This is a genomic window from Sterolibacterium denitrificans, assembly GCF_900174485.1.
GTDB lineage: Bacteria > Pseudomonadota > Gammaproteobacteria > Burkholderiales > Rhodocyclaceae > Sterolibacterium > Sterolibacterium denitrificans.
In genome coordinates this window covers 2,319,768-2,345,325 of record NZ_LT837803.1, presented here as the reverse complement: position 1 = coordinate 2,345,325, position 25,558 = coordinate 2,319,768, and the positions used below count along the sequence as shown (strand labels likewise).

The 25,558-nt window shown below is 60.3% G+C and carries 21 protein-coding genes, 1 tRNA gene and 1 pseudogene; 7 read left to right on the top strand and 16 right to left on the bottom strand.

The window, feature by feature from the left end; translation table 11 throughout:
• Positions 1-49: 49 nt before the first annotated feature.
• The 4 genes from SDENCHOL_RS10640 to SDENCHOL_RS10625 all read right to left on the bottom strand — a co-directional run bounded on the left by SDENCHOL_RS10640 (position 50) and on the right by SDENCHOL_RS10625 (position 6,747).
• A complete protein-coding gene (locus SDENCHOL_RS10640; protein ID WP_154717211.1) occupies positions 50-3,214 on the bottom strand; it encodes an efflux RND transporter permease subunit in 3,165 nt (1,054 codons plus the stop codon).
• Positions 3,215-3,226: 12 nt separating this feature from the next.
• Positions 3,227-4,924, bottom strand: a complete 1,698-nt coding sequence (locus SDENCHOL_RS10635) for an efflux RND transporter periplasmic adaptor subunit (RefSeq protein ID WP_172955069.1) — start codon at positions 4,922-4,924, stop codon at positions 3,227-3,229.
• Positions 4,921-6,135, bottom strand: coding sequence for a TolC family protein (locus tag SDENCHOL_RS10630; RefSeq protein ID WP_172955068.1), 1,215 nt, complete (start codon positions 6,133-6,135; stop codon positions 4,921-4,923). Before SDENCHOL_RS10630 ends, SDENCHOL_RS10635 begins: the two co-directional genes overlap by 4 nt.
• Before the next feature lie 138 nt (positions 6,136-6,273).
• Positions 6,274-6,747, bottom strand: coding sequence for a hypothetical protein (locus SDENCHOL_RS10625; RefSeq protein WP_154717208.1), 474 nt, complete (start codon positions 6,745-6,747; stop codon positions 6,274-6,276).
• 280 nt (positions 6,748-7,027) lie between these two features.
• On the opposite strand from SDENCHOL_RS10625, the gene SDENCHOL_RS10620 reads away from it, so the two are divergent.
• Positions 7,028-8,395, top strand: coding sequence for a PAS domain-containing protein (locus SDENCHOL_RS10620; protein ID WP_231913034.1), 1,368 nt, complete (start codon positions 7,028-7,030; stop codon positions 8,393-8,395).
• Between the two features lie 111 nt (positions 8,396-8,506).
• Here SDENCHOL_RS10620 and SDENCHOL_RS10615 read toward each other — a convergent pair whose 3' ends face one another.
• The 4 genes from SDENCHOL_RS10615 to SDENCHOL_RS10600 all read right to left on the bottom strand — a co-directional run bounded on the left by SDENCHOL_RS10615 (position 8,507) and on the right by SDENCHOL_RS10600 (position 11,211).
• Positions 8,507-9,100 carry a YceI family protein gene (locus tag SDENCHOL_RS10615; protein WP_154717206.1) on the bottom strand — a complete coding sequence of 198 codons (594 nt, stop codon included), beginning with the start codon at positions 9,098-9,100 and terminating at the stop codon, positions 8,507-8,509.
• Between the two features lie 91 nt (positions 9,101-9,191).
• Positions 9,192-9,896: a DNA polymerase III subunit epsilon gene (gene dnaQ, locus SDENCHOL_RS10610; RefSeq protein ID WP_154717205.1), complete on the bottom strand. Its 705-nt coding sequence runs from the start codon at positions 9,894-9,896 to the stop codon at positions 9,192-9,194.
• Between the two features lie 2 nt (positions 9,897-9,898).
• Positions 9,899-10,420 (bottom strand): ribonuclease HI, encoded by a 522-nt coding sequence (rnhA, locus tag SDENCHOL_RS10605; RefSeq protein WP_154717204.1) that lies wholly within the window; start codon positions 10,418-10,420, stop codon positions 9,899-9,901.
• Positions 10,417-11,211, bottom strand: coding sequence for a class I SAM-dependent methyltransferase (locus SDENCHOL_RS10600; protein WP_331844122.1), 795 nt, complete (start codon positions 11,209-11,211; stop codon positions 10,417-10,419). Before SDENCHOL_RS10600 ends, rnhA begins: the two co-directional genes overlap by 4 nt.
• 44 nt (positions 11,212-11,255) lie before the next feature.
• Here SDENCHOL_RS10600 and gloB point away from each other — a divergent pair, with 44 nt between their 5' ends.
• A complete protein-coding gene (gene gloB / locus SDENCHOL_RS10595) occupies positions 11,256-12,098 on the top strand; it encodes a hydroxyacylglutathione hydrolase (protein ID WP_172955066.1) in 843 nt (280 codons plus the stop codon).
• A 55-nt stretch (positions 12,099-12,153) separates the two neighbouring features.
• Positions 12,154-12,228, top strand: a tRNA-Val gene (locus SDENCHOL_RS10590).
• A gap of 9 nt (positions 12,229-12,237) precedes the next feature.
• Here SDENCHOL_RS10590 and recQ read toward each other — a convergent pair.
• The 6 genes from recQ to SDENCHOL_RS10560 all read right to left on the bottom strand — a co-directional run bounded on the left by recQ (position 12,238) and on the right by SDENCHOL_RS10560 (position 18,500).
• Positions 12,238-14,064 (bottom strand): DNA helicase RecQ, encoded by a 1,827-nt coding sequence (gene recQ, locus SDENCHOL_RS10585; RefSeq protein ID WP_154717203.1) that lies wholly within the window; start codon positions 14,062-14,064, stop codon positions 12,238-12,240.
• 60 nt (positions 14,065-14,124) lie between these two features.
• Positions 14,125-14,862, bottom strand: coding sequence for a UDP-2,3-diacylglucosamine diphosphatase (locus SDENCHOL_RS10580; RefSeq protein WP_154717202.1), 738 nt, complete (start codon positions 14,860-14,862; stop codon positions 14,125-14,127).
• Between the two features lie 90 nt (positions 14,863-14,952).
• Complete coding sequence (locus SDENCHOL_RS10575; RefSeq protein WP_154717201.1) at positions 14,953-15,444, bottom strand: peptidylprolyl isomerase; 492 nt, start codon at positions 15,442-15,444, stop codon at positions 14,953-14,955.
• A 76-nt stretch (positions 15,445-15,520) separates the two neighbouring features.
• Positions 15,521-16,090 (bottom strand): peptidylprolyl isomerase, encoded by a 570-nt coding sequence (locus SDENCHOL_RS10570; protein WP_154717200.1) that lies wholly within the window; start codon positions 16,088-16,090, stop codon positions 15,521-15,523.
• 50 nt (positions 16,091-16,140) lie between these two features.
• Entirely contained in the window at positions 16,141-17,409 is a 1,269-nt protein-coding gene (locus tag SDENCHOL_RS10565) for a L,D-transpeptidase family protein (RefSeq protein ID WP_154717199.1), read from the bottom strand.
• A gap of 47 nt (positions 17,410-17,456) precedes the next feature.
• Positions 17,457-18,500: a nuclear transport factor 2 family protein gene (locus SDENCHOL_RS10560; protein ID WP_154717198.1), complete on the bottom strand. Its 1,044-nt coding sequence runs from the start codon at positions 18,498-18,500 to the stop codon at positions 17,457-17,459.
• Positions 18,501-18,694: 194 nt separating this feature from the next.
• Here SDENCHOL_RS10560 and cysS point away from each other — a divergent pair, with 194 nt between their 5' ends.
• From cysS to SDENCHOL_RS10545, 3 genes are all read left to right on the top strand, one after another.
• Positions 18,695-20,083 (top strand): cysteine--tRNA ligase, encoded by a 1,389-nt coding sequence (cysS, locus tag SDENCHOL_RS10555; RefSeq protein ID WP_154717197.1) that lies wholly within the window; start codon positions 18,695-18,697, stop codon positions 20,081-20,083.
• Positions 20,084-20,202: 119 nt separating this feature from the next.
• Entirely contained in the window at positions 20,203-20,730 is a 528-nt protein-coding gene (gene dsrE2 / locus SDENCHOL_RS10550; RefSeq protein WP_420031047.1) for a sulfur carrier protein DsrE2, read from the top strand.
• 323 nt (positions 20,731-21,053) lie between these two features.
• Complete coding sequence (locus tag SDENCHOL_RS10545) at positions 21,054-21,431, top strand: DUF3127 domain-containing protein (RefSeq protein ID WP_154717196.1); 378 nt, start codon at positions 21,054-21,056, stop codon at positions 21,429-21,431.
• Between the two features lie 1,060 nt (positions 21,432-22,491).
• Here SDENCHOL_RS10545 and SDENCHOL_RS10535 read toward each other — a convergent pair.
• Both SDENCHOL_RS10535 and SDENCHOL_RS10530 read right to left on the bottom strand, forming a co-directional pair.
• Positions 22,492-24,402 carry a hypothetical protein gene (locus SDENCHOL_RS10535; protein ID WP_154717195.1) on the bottom strand — a complete coding sequence of 637 codons (1,911 nt, stop codon included), beginning with the start codon at positions 24,400-24,402 and terminating at the stop codon, positions 22,492-22,494.
• A 276-nt stretch (positions 24,403-24,678) separates the two neighbouring features.
• Positions 24,679-24,842 (bottom strand): annotated as a pseudogene (locus tag SDENCHOL_RS10530) (IS5/IS1182 family transposase); the annotation flags it as partial.
• Between the two features lie 319 nt (positions 24,843-25,161).
• On the opposite strand from SDENCHOL_RS10530, the gene SDENCHOL_RS10525 reads away from it, so the two are divergent.
• Positions 25,162-25,401, top strand: coding sequence for a helix-turn-helix domain-containing protein (locus SDENCHOL_RS10525; protein WP_154717194.1), 240 nt, complete (start codon positions 25,162-25,164; stop codon positions 25,399-25,401).
• The last annotated feature ends 157 nt before the right edge of the window (positions 25,402-25,558 follow it).

Sequence of the window (25,558 nt, the reverse complement as noted above, 5' to 3'; positions counted from 1 at the left end):
GTAGAAATCCCGGCATTATAAGACAGTCCTCATGGCCATTTCCCTTTCTTCAATCCGTCAGCGTGTCTTTGCCGTTGGCCCGGATCCGCAGAATCCGCTCGCGTGATTTGTCGTCTTTCAGGGCGCCGAAGCGCAGGTAGAGCGCGGGCACGACGATCATGTTGAGCACGGTAGAACTGAACAGGCCGCAGAGTATGACGAGCGCCATCGGCGCCTGGATTTCCGAGCCCGGCTGGCCGGCAGACAGCGCCAGCGGCACCAGGGCCAGGCCGGCGGCAAGCGCGGTCATCAGGATCGGAATCAGGCGCTCTTCCGCGCCGCGCATTACCGCTTCGCGGATATCCGCTGCCTGCTCATGCGCGAACAAGTGATGGATGTGGGTGATCATCATCACGCCGTTGCGCGTGGCGATGCCGAAGAGCGTGATGAAGCCGATGATGGAGGCGATCGTGACGACACCGCCGGTCAGATGCACGCCGACCACGCCGCCGATGATGGCCAACGGCAGGTTGAGCAGCACCAGCAGGGCGTCGCGGGCCGTATGAAAGGCGACGAACAGCAGCAGGAACACGCCGACCACCACGGCCGCGCCCAGCAGTATCAGCACCCGCGCGGCGGCGCTGGCGGATTCGAACTGGCCGCCGAATTCGACGTGATAGCCGGCCGGCAGGCCGACTTCGCTGCCTATCCTTGCCTGCATTTCTTCGACCACGCTTTTCAGATCGCGTCCGGCGACGTTGGCCATGACGACGATCCTGCGTTGCGTGTTTTCGCGGTTGATGAGATAGGGGCCGCGATCATTCTGTATGTCGGCCAGAGCGGAGAGCGGCAGGCGCGCGCCGCCGGGCGTGGTGACCAGGGTGGCGCGCAGGGCATCGAGATTGGCGCGTACGGCTGGATCGTAGCGCACCACCAGGTCGAAGCTGGCCTGTCCCTGCAGCACCTTGCCGACGGTCAGGCCGTTGAATGCCGTTTCCACGATTTCCGACAGTTCGGCTGCCGAGAGACCATGACGCGCCAGTGCGTCGCGCTTGTATTGCAGCGTCAAAAAGGGAATGTCGGTCTGCTGTTCGGTCTGCACATCCACCGCGCCGTCGACCTGCTGCATGACTTGTTTGATTTCGTCGGCAAGCCGGCGCAACTCGCGCTGGTCGGCGCCGAAGATTTTTACCGCGATGCTGGCGCGCGTGCCGGAAAGCATGTGGTCGATGCGGTGCGAGATCGGCTGGCCGATCACCACCTGCACCCCGGCCAGTTTGGCGAAATCCGTCCGCAAGGCGGCGAGGAATGCCGCCTTGCTGCGCTGCTGCATGCGCAGATTGACCTCGATTTCCGATTGATGCACGTCGAGCGCGTGCGGGTCGAGCGGCGAGCGTCCGGTGCGGCGGGCGGTGGCGGTGACTTCCGGATGACTCAGCAGGATCTCCTCGACCTGCTGGCCGAAACGATCCGATACCTCCAGCGCCGTGCCGGGCAGTGTCTCGACGCCGACGGTCAGCGTGCCTTCGTTGAAGTCCGGCAGAAAAGACTGCCCCGCCGCGCCCAGCCCGAGCAGGGCCGCCAGCAATAGCGCAGCGCTGAGGCCGGTGATGAGTCGCCAGCGATCCAGGCTGCGTTCGAGCAGGCGCCGGTAGGCAGCGCGCAGGCGAGTGACGAAGGCTGATTCGCGATGTTCGGCAATTTCCTTCGCCTGCCCGAGAAACAGCGAAGCGAGCACCGGGGTGATGGTGATCGATACCAGCAGCGAGGCGAACAGCGAAATCACGTACGCCAGGCCCAGCGGCACCATCAGCCGGCCCTCGACGCCGGAAAGGAAGAACAGCGGCACGAAGACCAGCATGATGATCAGCGTGGCGAAGACGATGGAGCTCTGGATTTCCCGCGTGGCGTACAGCACCACCCGCAGCGTCGATGCGCGTTGCGTTGCCGGCCTGGCGTGGTTTTCCCTGAGGCGGCGGACGATGTTTTCCACCACGATGATCGCATCATCGACCAGGGCGCCGAGGGCGATGGCGATGCCGCCCAGCGTCATGGTGTTGATGGTCGCGCCCAGCGCCTGCATGGCCAGCACGGTCGTCACGATGGACAAGGGCAGCGCCACCAGGGTGATGGCGGTCGAGCGTGCCGAGAGCAGAAAGGCGAAGACGATGACAACCAGCAGGATGGCGCCGTCACGCAGGGCCGCCAGCAGGTTGCTGATCGACATTTCGATGAAATCCGCCTGACGGAACAGCCGGGTTTCGATCTTCATGCCGGCAGGCAGTTCGGCCTGGATTTCGGCCAGGGTGCGATCGAGCACGCGCGTCAGCGCCAGGGTATTGCTTGCCGGCTGGCGTTGTATGCCGAGGATCACGGCGGGCTTGCCATTGGCCGAGCCGATGCCGCGCGCCACGGCAGTGCCCAGCGTTACGTCGGCGATGTGGCGCAGCAACACCGGCTGGCCGTTGCGCATCGCCACCACAGCTTCGGCGATGTCCTCCACTGTGCGGATGCGGCCGATACCCTGGATCAGGTACTCCTGGCCGTTTTCCGTATAGAAGCCGGCTGCCGCATTCCTGTTGGCGTCGCTGGCCGCCTTGATCGCTTCGTCGATGGTCAGGCCGTAGGCCGCCAGCAGATCCGCCTTCAGGGTGATCTGATATTGCTGCAGGTCGCCGCCGATGGGCAGGATTTCCGCCACGCCGGGAACCGCCAGCAAACGCTTGCGCAGCACGTAATCGGCGGCGTTCTTCAGTTTCATCATGCCGTCGGCGGCGGTTTGCTGCGGGTCTGCCCAGGTCAGGGCGATGAACATGATCTCGCCCATGATGGAGGCGGCGGGCGCCATGATCGGCGCTTCGATGCCCGGTGGCAGTTCGGCCCGGACCCGCTGCAGTTTTTCGGCAACGATCTGGCGGGCCAGATAGCCATCCGTGCCCCAGGCGAATTCGACGGTGATGATCGAAAGGCCGATCTTGGTCGAGGAGCGTACGCGACGCACGCCGGGAGCGCCATTGAGCGCCGTTTCGACGGGGAAGGTGACGAGCGCTTCCATCTCGGTCGGCGACATGCCTTCGGCTTCGGTGACGACGGTGACGGTCGGCGCGGTCAGATCCGGAAAGACGTCGACGGGCATGCGCAGGCTCTCGATGCCGCCCCAGACGAGCAGCAGCAGCGCGCCAATCACGACGAACAAACGGTTGTGCAGCGACCATTGAATGATGTGTCCGATCATGATCGTTCCGCCTCAGTGCGCATGGCCGACGGCGGTGGACATCGAGCTCGCCAGGCGTATCAGATGCGCGCCACGGCTTACCACTCGCACTGGTCGTCCTGCCTCCAGACCGTCGAGGATGGCGACGTGCGCGCCGTCGCGGGCGCCGAGGCGGACCGGACGGCGTTCGAAACGTTCGCCGCCGGTCTGCACATAAACCACCGGCATGCCGTTTTCGTCCTGCACGGCGCTGGCGGGTACCAGCAGCGAATTCCTTGCTGTATCTGCTTCCTCCGCTTCCTTCCCCGCGCCGACATACAGTTGCGCCCTGGCGGTCATGCCCAGGCGCAGGTTGCCGGGATTGGCGAATTCGAAGATCGCCGGCACGGTGCGAGTGGCGGCATCGACGACGCCACCGACGGCAATCAGCTTGCCGTTTTTTTCCGGCTCGATGACGAAGGGCTGGTCGTAGCCATCCACCGTGAAGGCGGCGCCGTCCAGCGCATCTGTCGCGCCCAGGCCCAGTCGGCCGATTTCGCTTTCCGGCACGCGCGCTTCCAGCCACAGCCGGGCGGTATCGGCGAGGTGAAACAGCGGGCTGCCTTCCGTGACGAAAGCGCCGGCCGTCACGGCGACATCGGCGATGCTGCCGTCGATGGGCGCGCGGATGGCGATGCCGCTGTCGCCATTTCCGTCATTTCCGCCAAGCTGCCCCTGACGCGCCCGGGCGGCCTGCAGTTCGGTGGCGGCCAGACGTTCATGGTCGCGCGCTTCGAGCAGCCGTTTCTCGGCAATCGCCTCATCCTGGAACAGCGCTTCCATGCGCTCGCGCTCGCGGCGCGCCTGCTCGAGTGCGATGCCGGCCTTGGCGGCGGCGGCTTGCAGCGTTGCCTGGTCGGTGTCGCCAGCCAGCCGCGGGGTCAGGTAAGCCAGGATCTGCCCCTTTCTGACGCGCTGGCCGATACGCGCCAGGCTGCCCGCCGGGCGCAGCACGCCGGTGGCAGGTGCCACCAGCAGCGCTTCGCCATCGGGCCGGGCCTTGATGGTGGCCGTCGCGCTGATCGAGGGACGCACATGGCCCTCGATCGCTTCGGCTGTGGCGAAATCGGCTTTCCACTGCTGTTCCTTGGTGAACAGAATGCCCTCATCTTGGATGCCATGGCTGTGATGCTGATGGGCGGCAGCGGCGGCCTCGGCATCGGCAAATACCGGCACGGAACCCAGTTCATGGCGGCTGCTGCCCGCGGCGGTTTCGACCAGCAGCGTCAGCTCGAAATCACCGGCCGTCTCCGGCGTGACGATCACTTTGAAGATGCCCGGCGTCGCCGGCGCATCGCTTTCATAGTGTTGCGCTGCGCCATGCGTACCGTGCGCACCATGCGTACTACTCGCACCATTGCCCGACAGGATCACGCTCACTCTGCCCTGGCGTAGCGGCTTGAAATCGGCGAGCCGGCTGAGGTAGGCGGTCAATTCGACCGGCTTGCCGACAAAGAACGGGGGGCGTTCGAGATACAGTTCGGTGCTGGCCGAAAAATGGCTGAGGCGTTCCAGTTTCGGCATATGGCCGCCAGGGCCAGCATCATGGTCGTGGCCATGGTCGGCGGAGTCTGCGTGTGAGTGCGCGGCCATGCTGCGATCCTGGGCCGCGAGGCCGGTTGGTTTGTCGTTGCATGCCGCCAGAAAAAGGCTGGCAAGCAGGGCCGGGAGCAGTGTGGAGAGGATTTTCATTGCGGCTGGCTTTCTGTCAATTGGTCGAGTTCGATGCGCGCGCTGCGGGCTTTCCATTCGAGATCGAGGGCCGTCAGTTCGGTTTCGAGCGCGCCCTTGTAGGCATCGAGCAGTTCGAGAATGGTGGATTCGCCGGCGCGATAGGCGCTTTCGGCAATGCGGATGAGTTCAGCGGAGGGCGCGACGGCTTCGCTGCGATAGCGGCTGGCCGCCGTCGTCAGCAGGCCGAGCTGGCGATGCAGGCCGAGCAGTTCGCCTTCGGCCTGCTGGCGCGATAAGCCGAGTTCGGCGCGGGCGGCCTGTCGCTGCGCGGCGGCCTGGCGTTCCCTGGCCTGCTGGCGATCGAACAGCGGCAGGCTGAGGGAGAGCATCATGAGGTTGCTCGTGCCGTGCGCGGGGCCGTCCTGAAGCTGCTTGCGTCCGAAGCCGAGCGTCAATTCGGGCAGGTTGTTCTGCGCGGCGGCGCTGTCGGTTTCCGCCGCATCGATGCGTGCGCCCAGCGCAGCGAATTCCGGACGCCCGGCCAGACTGGCCTGCAGTTCGCTCAGGCTTGGCGGCTCTGGCGGCAGGAGCGTGCCTGCAACGCCGCCGGTGATTTCATGTCCGGTCAGTGCCGCGAGCCGAGTGCGCCGGCGCGCTTCCTCGGCGCGTGCTTCGGCCAGCAGGGCGGCGGCATGGTGCTGTTCGCGCGCCAGCCGGCGGCGGTCGTAGCCGGAAATTTCACCGGCTTTGGCCAGCTTGCCGACGACGCGATCGAGCTGGGCAAAGCGTTCTGCCCAGGCGCCGACCGCCCGCGCTCGTTCCTGCTGCAGCAGCAGCGCGTGGAATGCCAGGCGCAGTTCGGCGGCGCGTGCATTCTGGCGGCTGCGATTGTCGGCTTCGGTTGCGCGCAGCCGGTGGCGGGCGGCCGCTTCCCGCAAACCGCGCCGCCCGGAAATGTCCAGGGACTGGGAGAGGTGCCAGCTGCGTTCGCGGGAGGCGGTGTTCCGCTCCTGGCCGAATTCCAGGGTCGGATTGCTCCAGGTGGCCGATTCGACGATATCCGCTTCGGCTTCATCCAGGCGGGCCTGCTGCAGTGTGGAAAATTCCGGACGCTCGAGGACCAGGCGGAGCGCTTCGCTTTCCGTCAGGCCGGCCGCCAGGAGCGGCGCGGACTGCAAGGCCAGCAGCATGAACAACGGATACAACAAGTGATGGTGATGGTATGACATCGAAACCCTCGCAACGACGAGTCTGGATTTCGACGGGACATGCATTCACTTCCGTCCACGCCACAGGCGCGGTGCGGAAAATCAATCGCTGGTCGGGAAGTGGATGTGTGGAAGCGTTGACGCGCTCGTCCCGTCGGCTCAGGCGACGAGGAGGGATTGCGGCGGGCGTTCGAGACGGGTCGGCGGGGCCGAGATAAAGGCCGCTGCGGGCAGCTCGATGCCGGCCCCCGGCTGCGCAGGCGACTGGAGCTTGAGCGGCGCCGGCAGCATGACGGAAAAGAGCGGGTGGGCATGCGTATGGTTGTGGTCGCAGGCAGCGGCCTGTACCGGTGCAGATGCAGGCGTTTCCTCGCTCTGGACATCATGCCCATGATGTTCATGACGTTCCTGCTCATGCACGTGAGTGTGATGGCCAAAGAATGTGCAGGATTGCACGTGGCCGGCGATGCTGTCGCAGACGCCGGCGGCCGCCGCATAGGCAGCATTGACCGGCAGGGCAACCATCAGCAGGAGAAGAATAAGCAGTCGCATCCCGGTGAATATAGCAGATCGGCTGCCAATCGCCATGGCCAGCGCGGCAGAGCAAATCTCCATGAAAGGCGATTCGCGCATGTAGCTGCTTGATATTTAATCGGATTGCGCCGACAATCATTTCCCAGCGACATTTTTTCGCCACGCCATGACAGTGCATTCGGCATGCCGGATGTTTGCTTGAGTGTTCGTCGACTCGTCGATTCGTCGTTTTGCAGGCAGCAGCCGGTCACAAGCCACACAAGTCACAGGTCTCAAGTCCACAACTCACAACGCGTTGGAGGCTCTCATGGGTTCCCACAGGCGTGCTGTTCCGCGACTTTTGCGTTTGCTCCGTGCGGAAAACGGAGAGGGGCGGGTGATGCCATTGCCGGGCGGCGGTGCCACGCCGGCGGATTTCAGTGCCTTGAAGTCCCTGGTTCGTCATCTGCAGCGGCAACGGCGGCTGGATGCGGACGAGCTGCATCGCAGCAAGGAGCGCTTCCAGGCGCTGGTGGAAAGTTTGCCACTGAAGGTTTTCGTCAAGGACGCGACGGCGCGCTACGTGGCGTGCAATTCCCTGTTTGCCAGCGATCTTGGCCTGACGCCCGAGCAGGTTGCCGGCAGGAACGATTTCGATTTCTACCCGGCGCATGATGCCGAGCGTTTCCTCCGCGAGGATGGCCGGATCATCGGCAGCGGAAACGGCATCGCCGTGCACGAGAACGTGCTGCAGGATGGCCTCGAGAAAATCGTGTACATCGTCAAGGCGCCTTTTCACGATGCCCGGGGAGAGGTTGCCGGCGTCATCGGCGCCATTCTGGACGTTACCGGGAACAAGCAGAACGAGCGCAGGCTGCGGCAGTTTGCCTATGAAATCGAGGATCTGTATCAATGCGCTCCTTGCGCCTATCAATCCATCGACGCCGATGGCGTGCTTCGGCGCATCAACAATACCGCGCTGGCCTGGCTGGGCTACAGGCGTGACGAGGTGATCGGGCGCCTGCGCCTGGAAGACTTGCTGAGTGAGACCAGCCGCCTGTGTTTTGCCGGTGTTTTTCCCGATCTGATGCAGTCCGGTGCGTTGCGTGAACTGGCGCTCGATCTGGTGCGCAAGGATGGCTGCCTGCTGCCGGTGAGTCTGAATGCCATTGCCGTCTATGACGATGACGGCAATTTTGTCGCAAGCAATTTGGCGTTCAGCGATGTTGCCGTGCGTTGCGAGCTGGCGCGCGAGCAGCGCATGCAGCAGCGCCGTCTGAACGATCTGGGGCAACGGCTGGCGGCCGTGCGCGCGGAGGAGCGGCAGCGTCTGGCCGCTGAGCTGCAGGCGCGCGCCGTGTCGAAGCTCGCCGACATGGCGTGCGCCCTGACGAATCTGGCCAGGTGTTTGCCCGAAGACTTTTGCAATGAACATCGCGAGCAGCTTGACGGCGTGCAGGCGCTCCTCGACGGGGCCACCGCCGATATTCTCGACATCTGTGCCGGGCAGCAGCCGGCGATTGCCGATTTCACGGTGCAGCCGCAGCCGGACAGCACCCTGGGCACCCAGGTCGTGCCACCGTGGCTTGAGCGCCGCCGCAGTCGTTGCCGCAGGCAGGCAGCGTCTGCGGCGGCTTGCCGCAGCACCGGCATGGGAACGGATTTTGTTGATTTCGATTTCGTCGAGCGCCGTTCCGGCATCTCGCGACGCAGCCAGGACCGGCAGCAGTCCGGCGTCGATCTGGCCGCGCAGTTTCGCTGCAGTTAATTAGGTAGGCTGCTGGCTGCGGGCCGAGCGCTGGGCCCGCAAGCCGGATTTACAGGCCGTTCATCCGGCAATGCCTTGCTTGCCGGGCTGGCTGCCTGTTGAAGATTGGCGTTACTGCTGGATTGCTTCGACGGCAATGTCGATGCGCACCTCGTCGCCAACGTTCGGAGCATATTTGCCGGCATTGAAATCGGAGCGCTTTATGGTCGTCGTGGCGTTGGCGCCGATGGCGTCCCGCTTCCTCATGGGATGCGGCATGTTCTGGAAGGAGGTGATTTCCAGGGTGACCGGCCGGCTCACGCCCTTCAGCGTCAGATTGCCTTCAATCGCGATCGGCTTGACATCGGCGCCATCGGCAAAGACGACCCTGGTCGATTTGAACGTGGCGGTCGGATGCTTGGCCGTATCGAGAAAATCCTCGGCCTGAATGTGCTCGTTGAAGGCGCTGCTGCCGGTGTTGACCGAGGTGGTGTCGATGACGATATCCACTGCCCCCGTGCGTGCTTTCTTGTCGAAAACGATGGTGCCGCTGGTCTTGTCGAAACGGCTCAACTGGGTCGAAAAGCCGAAATGGCTGTACGAGAAACGCGGAAAAGTGTGCGAGCCGTCGATGACGTAGGTTTCCGGCGCAGCCAGCGCAGGCGCGGCGGCAAGCAGGGCGAGGATGGCGCACGGGGCAACAAGGAATGATGAGATCGGACGCATGGCTGGCTTCCTTTGGATGTTGACGGTGGATCGCCGATTATAAGGCGAAGGGATCTTTTTCATTCGCCATCCACCATCCGCCATTCAACATTTACGATTGACTCTCCGCAAGCCACAAACACTTGCCCTTGCTCTCCTTGGCGATTTCGGCGAGCACCCGTTCGTGTTCGGCCAGTTCGGTTTCGGTGGCGCGCAGGACGATGCGCGGCAGTGCGGTCGTATCGGTGGTTTGCGGTGTCGCGATGGCCGGTGCGTCATCCAGGTCCATCAGCAGGGTGTCCTGGCCGCGCGTCATGGCCAGGTAGACTTCGGCGAGGAGTTCGGCGTCGAGCAGGGCGCCGTGGAGCTGGCGGCCGGAGTTGTCGACGTCGAATTCCTTGCACAGTACGTCGAGTGAGTTGCGGCGTCCCGGGCGCATTTCGCGCGCCAGTTTGAGGGTGTCGATGATGCCGGCGGTCAGGTCGGCGAGTGGCGGCTTGCCGAGCAGGGCAAATTCGTTGTCGAGGAAGCCCCGGTCGAATTCGGCGTTGTGGATCAACAGTTCCGCGTCCTGGATGAAGTCGGTGAATTCGCTGGCGGCTTCGGCAAACTTCGGTTTGTCGGCCAGGTATTCGTTGCTCAGTCCGTGCACGGCCTGGGCGGCGGCGTCGATTTCAAACTCCGGATTCAGATAGACGTGATAACGGCGCTGGGTCACCTTGCGGTTGATCAGTTCCACGCAGCCGATTTCGATGATGCGGTGGCCTTTTTTGTAGTCGAGGCCGGTGGTTTCGGTATCCAGTACGATCTGTCGCATGTTCAGTTTTTCTCCCGGGTGGCTGGGCTGGATGATCTGGAATCTCTGGGCAGGCTGCTGATGCCCTGCCGGGCCAGTGCGTCGGCACGTTCATTTTCGATATGGCCGGCATGGCCGCGCACCCACAGCCATTCGATGCGGTGGCGCGCTGCTTCTTCGTCGAGCAGACGCCAGAGGTCGGCGTTTTTCACCGGCTGCCTGTCTGCCGTGCGCCAGCCGCGTTTCTTCCAGCCGTGGATCCATTCGCTGATGCCTTTCTGCACATACTGCGAGTCGGTGTGTACGCGTGCCTTGACCGGGCGCTTCAGGATTTTCAGTGCTTCGATGACGGCCATGAGTTCCATGCGGTTGTTGGTGGTCGCCGCTTCGCCGCCGAAGATTTCCTTCTCGACGGCGCCGCGCGGCGTGTTGGTGCGCAGGATCGCGCCCCAGCCGCCGGGACCGGGATTGCCGCTGCAGGCGCCGTCGGTATAGATGTCGATGATTTCGCTGTCCGTATCTGTGTTTTCTGGTTGTGCATTCATGATTCTTCGGGTTTGTTGCAGTTTTGCAGGTTGAATCGTGAGCTGCGCGAACTCGGGCGGGGACGCGGCCGGGGCGCGGTCACGGTGGCCAGCGCCTTGGCGTGCATCATGCGCTCGCGCCAGCCCGGGGGGATCAGACGCATGCCATGCGTGCGCTTGATCGCCTGAATGATGTAGGTGGCGCCGCCATAGGGCCACCAGCGGTTGCCGGCGAGTTCGATGAAGCGCCAGCGGCGAAGATGATTTTCCTGGCTGAAGGGCGGCGCATAACAGCCGAAGCTGCCGCTGTGCGTCTCCAGGCCGAGCAGCGCGAACCAGTCTTTCAGGCGCATCACGCTCAGATAATGGCCGCGCCAGGGCGGCGGCGCACCGGCTGCGCGCGTGAAGCGGCGGCGCAATCCCCACAGGCTGAACGGATTGAAGCCGGTGACGATGACGCTGCCTTCCGGCACCAGCACCCGCTCGACTTCGCGCAGGATCTGGTGCGGCGCTTCGTGAAACTCCAGCAGATGGGGCAGCACCACCAGATCCATGCTGGCGCTGGCGAAAGGCAGATAATGCGGATTGGTGATCAGCCGTCCGCTGCCGATGCCGCCGGGCAGGTCGTCACAGTGCAGCCGGAATGGCATGCGATTGGCGCGGAGAAAATCGTATTGTGGCAGGCCGAGCTGCACGGCATTGAAGCCGAAGATATCGGCAACCAATTGGTCGTGCTTTGCCTGTTCCCATTGCAGGACGTAACGTCCCTGGGGAGTGTCGAGCCAGTCGTCAAAACCCTGGATGGGCATCATGCGCCGCCATGCATGCAAGTTGAGAATGCGCGAGAATGGCCGCCATGGACAATCAATCCCACACCAACATCCGCGTATCCTATCGCATCCTTCCGCTTGCCGCCCTGCGCGACAACTATATCTGGCTGTTGCGCCATGATCCGAGCGGCACGGCAATGGCCGTCGATCCGGGTGAAGCGCAAGTCCTGCTGGACTATCTCCAGCGCGAGAACCTGCAGCTCGCGGGCATCCTCGTGACTCATCATCATGCGGATCATATGGGCGGCATCGCCGCGTTGCGTCGGCGCTTTCCGGCTGTGCGCGTTCATGGTCCGGCGGCCGAGGCGATCGATGGTCTCGATGAGCGGCTGACGGGTGGCGCGGTGGTCGAATTTCCCCAGGCCGGAGCGCAGTTTCAGGTACTTGCGGTGCCCGGCCATACGCTTGGGCACCTCGCTTATTATGATCGAAACCATCCGGCCGGTGGGGTGCTGTTCAGTGGCGATACGCTGTTTTCCGCCGGTTGCGGGCGGATTTTCGAAGGGACGGCGGCGCAGATGCAGCATTCGCTCGCCCGGTTGCGTGCGTTGCCGGCAGAAACGCGGGTTTATTGCGCGCATGAATACACCGCAGCCAATCTGCGTTTCGCGCTGGCCGTCGAACCGGAGAATGTCGAACTGGCCGAGCATGCGGCGCGCGTCGCGCAATTGCGGGCGGCAGGGCAGCCCAGTCTGCCTTCGACGCTGGCGCTGGAGCGCCGGATCAATCCTTTCCTGCGCTGGGACGAGCCATCCGTCCAGCAGGCGGCTGCGCGCTTCCGGGGTTGGGAAGGGCAGGATCAGCCCCTGGAACCGGCGGATGCCGTGGCGGTGTTTGCCGCAATCAGGGCGTGGAAGGATGATTTTTGAGGCTTTCGTCTTGTTTCACGGCGGCAGCTTGCTTATAATCCGCGGTCTCTTCTGTGGGCGATTAACTCAGCGGTAGAGTGCCACCTTCACACGGTGGAAGTCAGTGGTTCGATCCCACTATCGCCCACCACACTCCCCCCTATACACAATCCAGGTTCGCGTTCTGCGCCAGCAGTTCCAGCAAGGCGACGCCGTAGCGGTCGGCCTTGGCTTGGCCGATGCCGTTGATCTGCAGCAGCTCATCGCGCGTACTCGGGCGGTGGGCGACGAGTTCGTGCAGGGTGCGGTCATTGAGGATGACGTAGGCGGGCAGGCTTTGTTCGCGGGCGAGTTCGCCGCGCCAGTTGCGCAGGGCGTGGAACAGCGGATCGTCGCCGTGCTCGTGTTGGCTGACCGTGACCGTCTTGCCGCGCGTGGTTTTGACGGGCTTGAGGCGTGCGGCCGCGCGCCGCAGCATCAGGGTGGTTTCACCTTTCAGCAGCGGCCGCGCGGCGGCCGTGAGCGTCAGGCCGCCGTAGCGCTGGGCATCGGCATGCAGCAGGCCGGCGGCGAGGAGCTGGCGGGCAACGCTGCGCCAGCCGGGTTCGTCGAGCTCCTGGCCGACGCCAAAGGTGGGCAGTTGATCATGCTGGCATTGCAGGATCTTTTCGGTGCGCTTGCCGCGCAGGATGTCGATCAGGTGGCCGCTGCCGAAGCGCTGGCCGCTGCGCAGGGCCGCCGAAAGTAGTTTCTGCGCGGCGATGGTGCCGTCCCAGAGCTGCGGTGGCTCCAGGCAGGTGTCGCAATTGTTGCAGGCGGATGTGGCTTCGCCGAAGTAGTTGAGCAGAACTTCGCGCCGGCAGCCGGCAGCTTCGCAGTAGGCCAGCATGGCGTCGAGCTTCTGCCGTTCGATGCGCTTTTGTTCGTCGGGCGCGGCGGATTCGTCGATGCGGTTGCGATGGATGACCACATCGTTGAGTCCATAGGTCATCCAGGCTTCGGCCGCCTCGCCGTCACGGCCGGCGCGGCCGGTTTCCTGGTAATAGGCTTCCAGGCTCTTGGGCAGGTCGAGATGCGCGACGAAGCGTACATCCGGCTTGTCGATGCCCATGCCGAAGGCGATGGTCGCCACCATCACTACGCCGTCTTCGCGGACGAAGCGTTGCTGATGCTGGCGGCGCTGGCCGCCGTCCATGCCGGCGTGATAGGGCAGGGCGAGGATGCCCTGCTGGTTGAGCCAGGTGGCGGTTTCATCGACTTTTTTGCGCGACAGGCAGTAAACGATGCCGGCCTCGCCACGGTGGTCGGCAAGAAAGTCGAGCAGTTGGCGGCGCGGGTTGTCGCGTTCGACGATGGTGTAGCGGATGTTCGGCCGATCGAAGCTGCTGATGAAGACGCGCGCTGCCGTGAGTCCCAGGCGGCTGCGGATTTCGCTGCGGGTGAGTTCGTCGGCGGTGGCGGTCAGCGCAATGCGCGGCACGCCCGGATGGCGTTCATGCAGCGCTGAGAGCTGGATGTATTCAGGGCGGAAATCGTGGCCCCATTGCGAGACGCAGTGGGCTTCGTCTATGGCGAACAGGGCGATCCGCCCCTCGCGGTCGAGGCGCTCCAGCAAGGCCAGAAAGCGTTCGCTCAACAGGCGTTCAGGCGCGACATAAAGCAGATCGAGCTCGCCATTGAGCAGGCGCTTTTCAGTTGCCAGTGCGCTGTCGAAATCCTGCGAGGAGTTGAGAAAAGCCGCGCGCACGCCAAGTTGCAGCAAGGCATCTACCTGATCCTGCATCAGGGCGATCAGGGGCGAGACGACGATGCCGCAGCCGGGACGCAGCAGCGCGGGTATCTGGTAGCACAGCGATTTGCCGCCGCCGGTCGGCATCAATACCAGGGCATCCCCGCCGCGCGCGACGTGCTCGATGATTTCGGCCTGGGCGCCGCGAAAGGCGTTGTAGCCGAAGACGGAATGCAGCAGATCAAGCGCAGTGCTCATCGGAAAGGAGGAAGCTGAACGTTGCAGGAGCGATTGCCGCAGCGTGGGGCCGGTGAGGGCTTATGCCGCCAGCGTCAGCGGGTGGAAGCGGCAGCCCGTGGCATCGACCGCCAGATAGTTGCCGCTGTCGTGCCAGTCGCCGAGCACCCAGCGTTCGCAGGCATGGCCATCGACATGATGAACATGGCTGCCCTGGCGGTGGGTATGGCCGTGGATCAGGCGCGGGTAGCCGTGCGCGCGCAGGGTGGCGGCGACGGTGGCGGCATTGACGTCCATGATGGCGGCCGGCTTGATTTGTTTTTCTTCTTCGCTGCGGCGGCGCAGTGCTTCGATCTGCGCCTTGCGTGCGGCCAGCGGCTTGCCGAGGAAATCGGCGCGCCAGGCGGGGTTGCGTACCATGCTGCGGAAGTCCTGGTATGCCCGATCGTCGCTGCACAGGGTATCGCCATGCATCAGCAGCGTTGGCGTGCCGGCGATATCGAGCAGTTGCGGTTCATCCAGCAGCGTGACGCCGCTGGCGTGGGCGAAGTCGGTGCCGATGAGGAAGTCGCGGTTGCCGGCGATGAAATGGATGGGCGTCGCAGTGGCACAGTCGCGCAGTCCTGCGCAGATGCGCGCATTGAAAGCATCGCTCAGTTCGTCGTCGCCGGCCCAGTATTCGAACAGGTCGCCGAGTATGTACAGCGCGGCGGCTTCGCGCGCCCGGCTGGCGAGAAAGTCGAGAAACAGCCCGGCAATCTCCGGCCGCGTCGGGCAGAGGTGCAGATCGGAAATCAGGAACGTGGCGCGGCTGGCCATGGGGTGCGGTCATCCGGAAAACCGGCCGGATTGCCGGTTGGCAGCAAGCTAGTGCGGCCAACCGGAAGAAGACGACTCAAGGAAGGCGACTCAAATGACGGTGGCGCTTTCGATGATCACGCTTTCCCTGGGTACGTCCTGGTGGAAGCCCTGGTTGCCGGTGGCTACGTCCTTGATCTTGTCGACGACTTCCGTGCCTTCGACCACTTTGCCGAAAACGCAGTAGCCCCAGCCGTTGCCGGTAGGCGACTTGAAATCGAGGAAGCCATTGTCGGCAACGTTGATGAAGAACTGGGCGGTGGCCGAATGCGGGTCATTGGTGCGCGCCATGGCCAGGGTATAACGCGTGTTCTTCAGGCCGTTGTCGGCTTCGTTCTTGATCGGCGCATTGGTCGGTTTTTGCTGCATGTCGGGCGTGAAGCCGCCTCCCTGGATCATGAAGCCGTCGATGACGCGATGAAAAATGGTGCCGTCGTAATGGCCCGACTCGACGTAGGACTGGAAATTCTTCGCCGTTTCGGGCGCCTTCTCGGTGTCCAGTTCGATGGTGATGTCACCAAAGTTGGTGCTCAGCTTGATCATGGAAGTTCCTTTGCGATGAATTGTGATGAATGGAGAACGGGTGTGCGGGGTGACCCGGTTTCACCCGGGACGGGACTCAGGGTTGGGTTGCCGTGCCCAGCAGGCGAACGGATTCGATGGTGATCGGCGTTGCCGGCACGTCGCGATGGAAGCCTTTGGTGCCGGTTCGGGCCTTGCCGATCTGCTGCACGATGTCGAAGCCGCGGGTGACCTTGCCGAAGACGGCATAGCCCCAGCCATCGAAGCTGGGATAGTCGAGCGTGCGATTGTCGACGAGATTGATGTAGAACTGCGCGGTGGCCGAATGCGGTGCGTTGGTGCGGGCCATGGCCAGGGTGCCGACGGTGTTCTTGAGTCCGTTCTTCGCTTCGTTCTCGATCGGCGCGCGCGTCGACTTTTCCTTCATGCCGGGCTGAAAGCCGCCCCCCTGGATCATGAAGCCGTCGATGACGCGGTGGAAGATGGTGCCGTCGTAGAAACCGTCCTTCACGTATTGCAGGAAGTTGGCGACGCTTTTCGGCGCCTTGTCGGCATACAGCTCGATGCTGATCGTACCCATGCTGGTTTTCATTTCAACCTGCGGATTGGCCGCGTGCACGGAGAAATTCATGAGCAGGCCGAGGGCCAGCAGAAGCAGTTTTTTCATGGGAGGGCTTTCCTGCGCGGATTGACGGACTGGCTGACAGATGGAGTGGATCAGGCCGCGCCTTCGTAAATGATGCGCCAGCGGCCATTTTCCTTCTGCCAGTACTGGCGCTTCTTCATGACATTGCTGAGATTGTTGCTGCGGTAGTTCTGCACGAAGCTCACCACGACAATTTCTTCCTTGCCCGGGTTGCGAAACATGCTGAGATTTTCGGTATCGACCTTGATCCATTGCTTGCTGTTCGCCACGTTGCGCTTGTGCTCGCTCCATTGGGCAATGTTCTGGCCGCTGCCCGTGAAGTTTCTGGAGTAGTGGCTGAGGTAGCGATCGACGTCCAGGCTTTCCCAGTCGGCCCGCCATTGCTCGATTCCCTTTTGCAGGCCCGCACGCTCGTTCTGCCAGTCATCGAGCGACAGCCATTCGACGTTGTTGCTGATGATCACGGGCGTCAGGCCGACTTGCAGATAGCGGGAGATCGAAGTGAGGTCCTTGTTGGAAAGCACGACACAGCCATCGGAGGCCCTGGGCGGGCGGGAATAGGTGTTCGATGGCGTACCGTGCAGCCAGATCCCGGAGCCGGCGCGTCCGTTGCGCTTGTCCCACTCGTTCGGATAGTTGATCGGGAAGGCGCCGGCACCGTAAAAATCGGTCAGTTTTTGGCGCGGCAGGTTGGCGGTGACGTGATATACGCCCACGGGGGTCTTCTTGTCACCCTCGCGTACCTTGTCGGTCCCCAGCTTGCCGTGGGTGATGTAGTAGTCCGTGACGAAGCGCGGCGTGCCCTGGTCGTTCTGGTACAGATAAAGACGTGATTTTTGCGTGTCGATCACGACGGCGTACTTCTGGTCCTGCCGCATCTGCAACAGATAGCGGGGTACGGCATCGGTCTGGGGTTTGTTGCGGTATGCCTGCAGGCGGGCAATGGCTTCGTCGCGCAGGTCCGCGATCCGGTCGGCCGGTGCGTTGGCCGCGTTGCCGAACCCCCTGATCTGGCCGCTGCGCGCCAGCAGCAAATCACCCTTGACCAGTTGGGCAAGATGGAAGTTCGGGTACTCGCGCGTCAGGTTTTCCGCCTGCTGCAAGGCTGTGTCGAGACGGTTCTGCTCGATGTGTTCGAAGACGCGTGCAAGTTGGGCTTCCGGTTCGACGCCGGAAGAAATGAGCGCGAGCTGGGATTCGGGCGAGAGCCGGGTATCCGTGTACTGCGATTGCGTATTGCCGGTGTAGTGCCTGGCCGGCGTTGGAATGGCGAACGTCGCCCCGACCGCCACGCAGGCGGAAGCTGCAATTCCAAGTTTGAGGCGCGATTTCAGGGGCATTGTCGGGATTTTACGTTATCGAAGATTGCCGGTCTGTCCTGCCTGCCTTATTTGCCAACGCGTTCCTGCTTGATCTGCCAGGCGCCGTTGCGCTTGACCATGGTGAGGATCTTGCTGGTGGTGTTTTTCAATGAAGCGGCGCGGTAATACTGGCGGAAGCGTGCCGTGGCGCGATCCGGGCCTTCCATCGTCACGCTCAGGTTTTCGACCTCGACCTGGATGGTGCCAGACCTTTTGGCAATGCGCGCGTGGCGTTCAGCTTCCCAGGACGATCTCGATTGTCCCCTGGGTAACTCGAAATCCTTTGCATAAGATGAAAGGTAATTTCCCATGTCCTTTCCTGCCCATGCGGCAGCCCAGTTTTCGACGGCCCTGCGAACGTCGTCTTCCTCGCCTGCGGCCAGTTGGCGTTCAGGCGGCGTTGTGACCGGCGGCGTGGGCTTGGCGGCTGGCGGCGCAACGCTGACGGGCGGGGGAGGCGCGGCAGGCGTCGGTGTCGGTGCCACGGCGACCGGGGGTACGGTCGGCTTTGCGGCAGGGCGCTTGTCTCCGCTGGTGGGGGCATAGCCTGCGCCGGTCATCATGTCGCGGATCATTGCCAGTTTGGTCTGAGCGCTGGCGTTCGACGAGTCGATCGACAGTGCCTTGTCGTAGGCCTGGCTGGCCATGTGGGCGTAAATGTCGCCGAGGTTCTCATGCGCGGTAGCGTAGGAGGGATGGGTGCGTATCGCCATTTCCAGCGCCTGGCGTGCCTTGTCGTACTGCTTTTGCTGGGCGTAGATCACGGCGAGGTTGTTGTAGGGCTCGGGCGATTCGGGAAAATCCTCGGTGAGCTTGGTGAAGACGACGATGGCTTCAGGTTGGCGGTTCAGCTCGGTCAGGATCAGTCCCTTGAGGAAGCGGCCTTGCGGATCCTTCGGATTGGAGGAGAGATAGCGTTCGGCCCGTTCCAGCGCCTGGGCGTACTGGCCTTGTTTCATCAATTTGCCGATGTCCTGCAACGCATCGGCATGGGCCGGCGGAGCGAGTGCCAGCAGCGCTGCTGTGAGGATTGCAACAGGTGTTCTCAGGCTGAGGAGACGTGTGCGCATGTTATAATTAGTCCTTTTCCGGGCGATCCTTAGCTTTTCATTCTACCAAGAATAGCCGATTTGTTCATGCCGTCATCACGGTCGGCGCAGGGGAGACGCGGGCTGGCGCGTCATCGGCGCAGCCGCTCCCCATCAAATGCGGCAAGTGCGGTAAATGCGGTAAATACGGCACCCGATCGCTTCGAACAGTTTCCATGCTGAAAATTCACAATACCCTTACGCGCGACAAGCAGGCTTTCGTTCCCATCGAACCTGGCGAGGTGCGCATGTATGTCTGCGGCATGACCGTGTATGACTACTGCCATCTGGGGCATGCCAGGGTGCTCGTCGTCTTCGACATGGTGGCGCGCTGGCTGCGGGCCAGCGGCTATCGGGTCACCTACGTGCGCAACATCACCGACATCGACGATAAGATCATTCGGCGGGCGCAGGAAAACGATGAGAGTCTGCGCGCCCTGACCGATCGTTTCATCGCCGCGATGCACGAGGATGCCGCCGCGCTGGGCGTGGCGCGTCCCGATTTCGAGCCGCGCGCCACTGACCACGTGCCGCAGATGCTGGAGATGATTTCTGCCCTGGAGAAAAACGGCTATGCCTACGTGGCCGGCAACCAGGATGTCTGCTTTCACGTGCGCAAGTTCGACGGCTACGGCAAGCTCTCCGGCAAGTCGCTGGAAGATCTGCGTGCCGGCGAGCGCGTCGATATCCGGGATGGCAAGCAGGACCCGCTGGATTTCGTGCTCTGGAAGCGCGGCAAGGAGAATGAGCCGGCGGAAGCGCGCTGGGCTTCGCCTTGGGGCGAGGGGCGGCCGGGCTGGCATATCGAATGCTCGGCGATGAGTTCGCAACTACTGGGGCCGCATTTCGACATCCACGGCGGCGGGCAGGATCTGCAGTTTCCGCATCACGAAAATGAAATCGCCCAGAGCGAGGGCGCGCACGGGAATACTTTCGTCAATTACTGGATGCACAACGGTTTCGTGCGCGTCGATGACGAGAAAATGTCGAAGTCGCTGGGCAATTTCTTCACCATCCGCGAAGTGCTGAAGCAGTACGATGCCGAGGTGGTGCGCTTCTTCATCCTGCGCGCGCATTACCGCAGCCCGCTGAATTATTCGGATGCGCACCTGGACGATGCACGTGGCGCGCTGACGCGGTTGTACACGGCGCTGAAAGCCGCGCCGGCAACGGCTGACGCGGCGGAAATCGACTGGACCGACGGTCCGGCGGCCCGCTTCAAGGCGGCGATGGATGATGACTTCAACACACCGGAAGCGCTCGCCGTGCTGTTTGAACTGGCGACCGAAGTCAATCGTCACCAGGATGCAACGCTGGCGAGTTTGTTGCGCAGCCTGGGCGGTTTACTGGGCCTGCTGCAGCGCGATCCCAGCGAATACCTGCATGCCGCGCCGGTGGCTGCAGGCGGCCTGAGCAACGAGGATATCGATGCGCGCATCGCCGCGCGTGCCGCCGCCAAGCAGACGAAGGACTACGCCGAGGCCGACCGCATCCGTTCCGAGCTGCTGGAAGCGGGCGTGGTGCTGGAAGACACGCCGCAGGGCACGCTGTGGCGGCGGGCCTGAGTGCGTTGGCGAGTCGCGAGGACTGAGGCGTGAAGACCGAGGCGGAAATCGAAGCACTGATCCGGCAACGGGTCGATGAACGCCTGGCCGAGCTGCTGCCGCAGCGTATCGAAGCAGCCTTGGCCGCACGGGCGCAGAGCCATGTGCCCACGCTGGCGCTGATTGCCAGCAAGGGCACGCTGGACTGGGGCTATCCACCGTTCATCCTGGCGACGACGGCGGCTGCCCTGGGCTGGCAGGTCAAGCTGTTCTTTACGTTCTACGGCCTGAACCTACTGAAAAAGGACCTGACCGATCTCAAGGTCAGTCCGCTGGGAAACCCGGCGATGCCAATGAAAATGCCTTTCGGCCCGGATTGGTTCCAGGCGTTGCAATGGAACATTCCCAACCTGATCCAGGCCGGCATCCCGGGCTTCGAGACGCTGGCCACCAAGCTGATGCAGCAGACCATCCGCAACAAGGGCGTCGCCGGCATTGCCGAATTGCGCGAACTGGCGCTGGAAGCCGGCGTGGAAATGATCGCCTGCCAGATGAGCGTGGACCTGTTCGGCTATGCGGCGGATGACTTCATCAACGGCGTGGATTTCGCTGGCGCCGCCACCTTTTTGCCCGAGGCGCAGAAGGCGGACGTCAGTCTTTTCGTTTAGACACTTGATGTCCGTGTAGGCGGGGGAAATCGAGGCCCCTTTAATAACGCTCGAAATCCCTGGATGGCCCGGGCTGGAAAGATTTGTCCGTCATGGAGGGGATGTGCCCAGTAACCGGGTGGCAACGTGTTTATGCAAGAGCCGACTCCCGGCTCTGCGGTCCCGAGCATTTATAATGACGGACGATCCGGAGAAGCTTTCGTTTTGCGAGGCCAGGTGCAGCATGCCGGGGTTTCAGTGATCGATACCCACGCGGCACATGAAAAGAAGCCGCGTGGTTTTTTATTTCAGCCACACGGCACAAGGCAGGAGCAGGGAAGGCTATGGCAAGTTTTGATATCCAGGGCGAGATTCACAATATCGACGAGACCCGGACCTACGGGCAGAACGGTTTTACCAAGCGCGAGCTGGTGGTCAAACTGACTGGCGAGGACGAGAACCCCAGCTACCCGAACTACGTCGCCCTGGAGTTCGTCAAGGACAAATGCGCCGTGCTCGACAATTACAAGAAGGGGGACGAGGTCAAGGTGGCCTTCAACCTCGGCGGCCGCTTGTGGAGCGCGCCGGGCAAGCCGGAAAAATGCTTCGTCAGCCTGCAGGCCTGGCGCATTGAAAAACTGTCGGGCGGTAGCCCGGAGGATGTCCCGCCGGCCTGGGAGAACGAATCGCAGGTACCGCCGGACGATGACATCCCGTTCTGATGCTGTAGTACAGGCTTGTCACGGTCGACCCAGCCGGAATATGGCGCAATTGCCGCTGTTGCCAGATAGCATCGAACCGAACGACGCTTACCTGTTGGCAATGGCACTTGGCAGCGATGCCGAGACTATCTGGTAACGGGTGACCGCCGCGCCGGGCTGCTGTAACGCGGCCGTGTCGGGCGCACGCGCATCGTCACGCCGGCCACCTTCTGCGCCGAGACGCTTTGAGTCATGCTGCTCAGCTTTCTTGCTCATACAGTGCTCTGCTTTTAGTGGCGTGGGGAAGCCTCCCTTGAGGAGCGGTATCGCCAGTGCGTCATGCACCATTCCACCAGACGCACGAAATGGCTTGGCTTCAAACTTAATCCGATTCCGGAGGATGCTTGAAACCAGTATTTAACTCAGCCATTTGGGGTATGTTTCTTGAGAGAGCTCGGCCTCTTGGTTTTTGTCAATGCGCGCCTAATCAGCATGATTCTGGGCGCAATTGCTTCTGATGTTCGATTACCAGTAAACGAGATGGTGTCGGTAGGCAGCTTGGTGCCCTTCTTGTTGAAGAGTTCATGACCTTCACTCTGCGCATGCATAAGAAGTGCCTTTTCTAGCACTTTGGCATGCTTCTTTGCTTTCTCTTTTGAGACAGCTTTTACAGTGCAGTAAATGAAGAATCGACCTCCTATTGGGGCATTCTCAATAGCTCGCATAAGTGCTAAGGAATTGAGATGGCCCTTAACTCTCCTTCGAATCGACAGCGTTTCACCGATGTAGATTGGAACTACGCTCTCGCCATGTTTTCGTCCAAAGACGTAGACGCCTGGCTCCTCTGGCAAATCTTCTAACTGGAGCACATAGCTGCCGAGCGGTCCCTTCTTGAGGGGGATGGGTTTGGACCAGCTTGCTTCGTTCGCATTTTTGCATCTCCTATGATTGAGGGCCCTAATGATGGTGAGGGGGCCGCAAGAGCCACACAGCAATCTCCTCAGGAACGAAAGGTCGAGCCTTGCGTTCCTCACTGTAATTTTGTCTCGTTTTCGTCTTGCAATCCTTAATTTGTCGATTTTTAGTTCTCAATACAAAGGGTTTCAATAACAGGTAATTGTTTTTCTGTTGAATAATTTAATTCATTCCTCCTATAAATACCATATATACCTATTCCAGATCCAATTACTAATTTGTTATTCAAGAATTTCTTGGTATTGCTTCCAACTTCAGCAATTACGTGTTTTTTATCTGTTGGTTGATTGAACATGGCATTCACAAGAATCTCCTGATCCAAGTCTCCTTGTCGAAGTATATAGCGATTTCCTTGGAAATTTTCTAATACTCCACCAAGTCGTATTTCTGCATTATTTGGTTCAACTAATATTTGGAATAAAGTTAATGGTGATTTATTTGCTTTAATCAAAGGATGGTTTACCGTCATCATATACTCTGGGCACGACTTAGCACTTTGGCCTTTAGCAAGATTGGTAAGCCGCTCATGAGAAAATCCACAAAATATATTCTTGGAATCTTGGGACTGTAGTTCTTGAGGAATCACTTCTAAACTATCTTGACTAAAATTTGAATGGCAAACTATTTCATTAAGTGTTTTGAGCATATAGATTCTTCGTGATTTCTCCCATAAGTTAGTGTCGGCTGTTAAGGAGAGTGCACACCCATCTCGTTTCTCAATGCTAGAGTATTTTTCATAACAAATATCAAACACTGTTTTTTCTGGGTAAGTACTTATTTTATTAATAATATTTTTCTTCTCTATTAGAGTCATCTTGTTTAGAAAAGATTCTAATTCTTTAGTGTTATATATTTTTGTATTTGATGCTGGGGTTACTACATTGGTCTGTGTAGAGAAGGCGTTACTGTATTCTCTTATTTCAATTTCAGCCGATATAACCGATGCTATGTTATTGTCATTAGAGACTATACCTTCGATTTTGCAGTAAATACCGTCACCCGTAGCCTCATGGCAAGCCTGTATTATCTTCTCACCAGCTTCTGTATCCAAGGTAAAAGTGTAGCTCTCAATCTCATCTATTGATTTTATGGAGCCAATTGTAGTTTCTCCATTACTATAAACCACAGTTCCAACTATGGTGAACTCTTTGTCTACCGGAGCCTGAACTACAGGTTCAAATACCGGGCTGGGCACTTGAGTTAAAGGCGCTGTGACAGACATATTGGCTGGAACGCTTTCGCACATCTTCATGATTAGACCAGTTGCCATGAGTGCCGGTTGTGGAACGCCATTGTACTCAATAGCCTGAAGTGTGAAGCTACTCCCTTCAACTACGAATTGCATTACTGCTTCGACCGGCTTGTCATGGTAGGAGATTTTTCCACGAATATTTACTATATCCTTGCCTTTAACATCGCCATCGATAGCCTTACCTGATTCCCAAGTTGGGTTGTGCATAAAGTGTGTAATTATCTGATCCACCGTATACTCCTGGCACTCATCAAGATAGCCGTTCTTGACGAGCTTCACCTCTGCTGAGTCTGAAGTAATCGACATTGGGTGGTTATGCCAGTCAACAACTGTTACCACGTAGAAGATGGGAATTGCAATCAGTAGTGGAATCTTCCATGACTTGCGGCGATACATACCTTGGTACTTTTCCTTCATATAGGTATTCTGAGTACGCCCATCCAAAAAATACCACGTAAAGAAGTAAACAACAAAACCTCCAAAGAGTGGTATGAATAAAGATTCTGTAAGGATGATAAAGTTAAAAGCACTGGCTACACGAAATGCAAGGAAACAACAACTGAGAATAAGCCAAATCCTTGTTGTTTTTGCACGCTCTGGCTCGTTTAAGGTTATCCAGTTTCTGTACTGAAAGTATGTACCAAACACTGGGGTGAATAATAGAGACCAATTTACCGCAGCGTTTGGGTTCCAGATTTGTGGCATCTTATCTAGGGTAGCCTTATCGACGGCATTGTCAGTTACACTTTCGGTAATTGTGCTCATATGACGTTTCCTTTGTTGTTGGTCTATCCTGACAGAAGTTGAAAACTTTTTAAGAGAGAAAATGGATTGGCACTAATGGGATCAATTTTCCCATCAGTGGGTTTTTCTGGTTTTAATATATTTAAATATTGTGACTCCTTATGGATAGTCTGAACAGTACACCACCCGAACGGGTTCCGTTAGGCTTGCGCGCCATATTGATTTTTATTCAATAGTTGTGACATTCAGCGTCGTATCTGTGTCATTTACAGCCCTATTGTGGGGGCTTTGGGTGCTTCATGGACGCACCTCTCCTATCGCCGCCAGCAATACCGTTGCGCCATCCACAGATAGGACAGCGCAAACAGCGTTTTCAACTGTGCCGTGTTCTTGGCAAGTCCCTGGTATCTCACCTTTGTATGGCCAAACTGCCGCTTGAGCACCCGGAAAGGATGTTTCGCCCTGGTACGAAGGCTGCCCAGACGGCGCTCGTAGGATGCGCGTAAAGATTGGGCTGCCTTGCCTGCCTCGTGGCGTAAGTTCGGGCGTAGTGCAATGTGCTGCCGCAAATGTGCCACTGCACTTGGCGATCCGACGATGGCACCCAGGCCGGCCGTTTTCCAGACACTTGCCACCAGGCCCTCCTGTGAGGTTGATGTCACTCATAGAGGTCATTCTATGCGGAAATAATACAAATGTCACTTATAGAGCGTGCTCTTATCGAGCGTAGCCTGATAGAGGGGGTACTCATAGAGTTGTTTCTCTTTGAGAAAGAGAAATATGCCCATCGACCCGCGCACACGCTTCGGCCTGAGGCTGATAGAAGTCAGGAAAACCAAAGGCTGGTCACAAGAGCGCCTGGCGCTGGAAAGCGGTCTGGCGCGCAGCTACCTCGGCGGCGTCGAGCGCGGCCAACGCAACATCGCTCTGCTCAACATCTTCAAGCTGGCGGAAGCGCTGGGTGTGGCACCTTCGGTGCTGCTGGAAGCTCCGGGTGTCGAACGGGAACTGGCGTCGTAGCGCGGTGCTTTATCTTAGCGTTACGGTGTTAGGCGATCTCATCGTCGGCAAATACTGGCGCTGGCCGGTTTCATGAACCAGCCGTCCAAGCGGCCCGTTGTCCGGGGCTGACAGCGCGGGATGGCCGGCGATACGGGCTATCTGGCTCCAAAGGAGC

Coding starts and splice junctions, on each gene's coding strand:
- SDENCHOL_RS10640 (WP_154717211.1), bottom strand. CDS start 3,214: ATGATCGGACACATCATTCAATGGTCGCTGCACAACCGTTTGTTCGTC.
- SDENCHOL_RS10635 (WP_172955069.1), bottom strand. CDS start 4,924: ATGAAAATCCTCTCCACACTGCTCCCGGCCCTGCTTGCCAGCCTTTTT.
- SDENCHOL_RS10630 (WP_172955068.1), bottom strand. CDS start 6,135: ATGTCATACCATCACCATCACTTGTTGTATCCGTTGTTCATGCTGCTG.
- SDENCHOL_RS10625 (WP_154717208.1), bottom strand. CDS start 6,747: ATGCGCGAATCGCCTTTCATGGAGATTTGCTCTGCCGCGCTGGCCATG.
- SDENCHOL_RS10620 (WP_231913034.1), top strand. CDS start 7,028: ATGCCATTGCCGGGCGGCGGTGCCACGCCGGCGGATTTCAGTGCCTTG.
- SDENCHOL_RS10615 (WP_154717206.1), bottom strand. CDS start 9,100: ATGCGTCCGATCTCATCATTCCTTGTTGCCCCGTGCGCCATCCTCGCC.
- dnaQ (WP_154717205.1), bottom strand. CDS start 9,896: ATGCGACAGATCGTACTGGATACCGAAACCACCGGCCTCGACTACAAA.
- rnhA (WP_154717204.1), bottom strand. CDS start 10,420: ATGAATGCACAACCAGAAAACACAGATACGGACAGCGAAATCATCGAC.
- SDENCHOL_RS10600 (WP_331844122.1), bottom strand. CDS start 11,211: ATGATGCCCATCCAGGGTTTTGACGACTGGCTCGACACTCCCCAGGGA.
- gloB (WP_172955066.1), top strand. CDS start 11,256: ATGGACAATCAATCCCACACCAACATCCGCGTATCCTATCGCATCCTT.
- recQ (WP_154717203.1), bottom strand. CDS start 14,064: ATGAGCACTGCGCTTGATCTGCTGCATTCCGTCTTCGGCTACAACGCC.
- SDENCHOL_RS10580 (WP_154717202.1), bottom strand. CDS start 14,862: ATGGCCAGCCGCGCCACGTTCCTGATTTCCGATCTGCACCTCTGCCCG.
- SDENCHOL_RS10575 (WP_154717201.1), bottom strand. CDS start 15,444: ATGATCAAGCTGAGCACCAACTTTGGTGACATCACCATCGAACTGGAC.
- SDENCHOL_RS10570 (WP_154717200.1), bottom strand. CDS start 16,090: ATGAAAAAACTGCTTCTGCTGGCCCTCGGCCTGCTCATGAATTTCTCC.
- SDENCHOL_RS10565 (WP_154717199.1), bottom strand. CDS start 17,409: ATGCCCCTGAAATCGCGCCTCAAACTTGGAATTGCAGCTTCCGCCTGC.
- SDENCHOL_RS10560 (WP_154717198.1), bottom strand. CDS start 18,500: ATGCGCACACGTCTCCTCAGCCTGAGAACACCTGTTGCAATCCTCACA.
- cysS (WP_154717197.1), top strand. CDS start 18,695: ATGCTGAAAATTCACAATACCCTTACGCGCGACAAGCAGGCTTTCGTT.
- SDENCHOL_RS10545 (WP_154717196.1), top strand. CDS start 21,054: ATGGCAAGTTTTGATATCCAGGGCGAGATTCACAATATCGACGAGACC.
- SDENCHOL_RS10535 (WP_154717195.1), bottom strand. CDS start 24,402: ATGAGCACAATTACCGAAAGTGTAACTGACAATGCCGTCGATAAGGCT.
- SDENCHOL_RS10525 (WP_154717194.1), top strand. CDS start 25,162: ATGCCCATCGACCCGCGCACACGCTTCGGCCTGAGGCTGATAGAAGTC.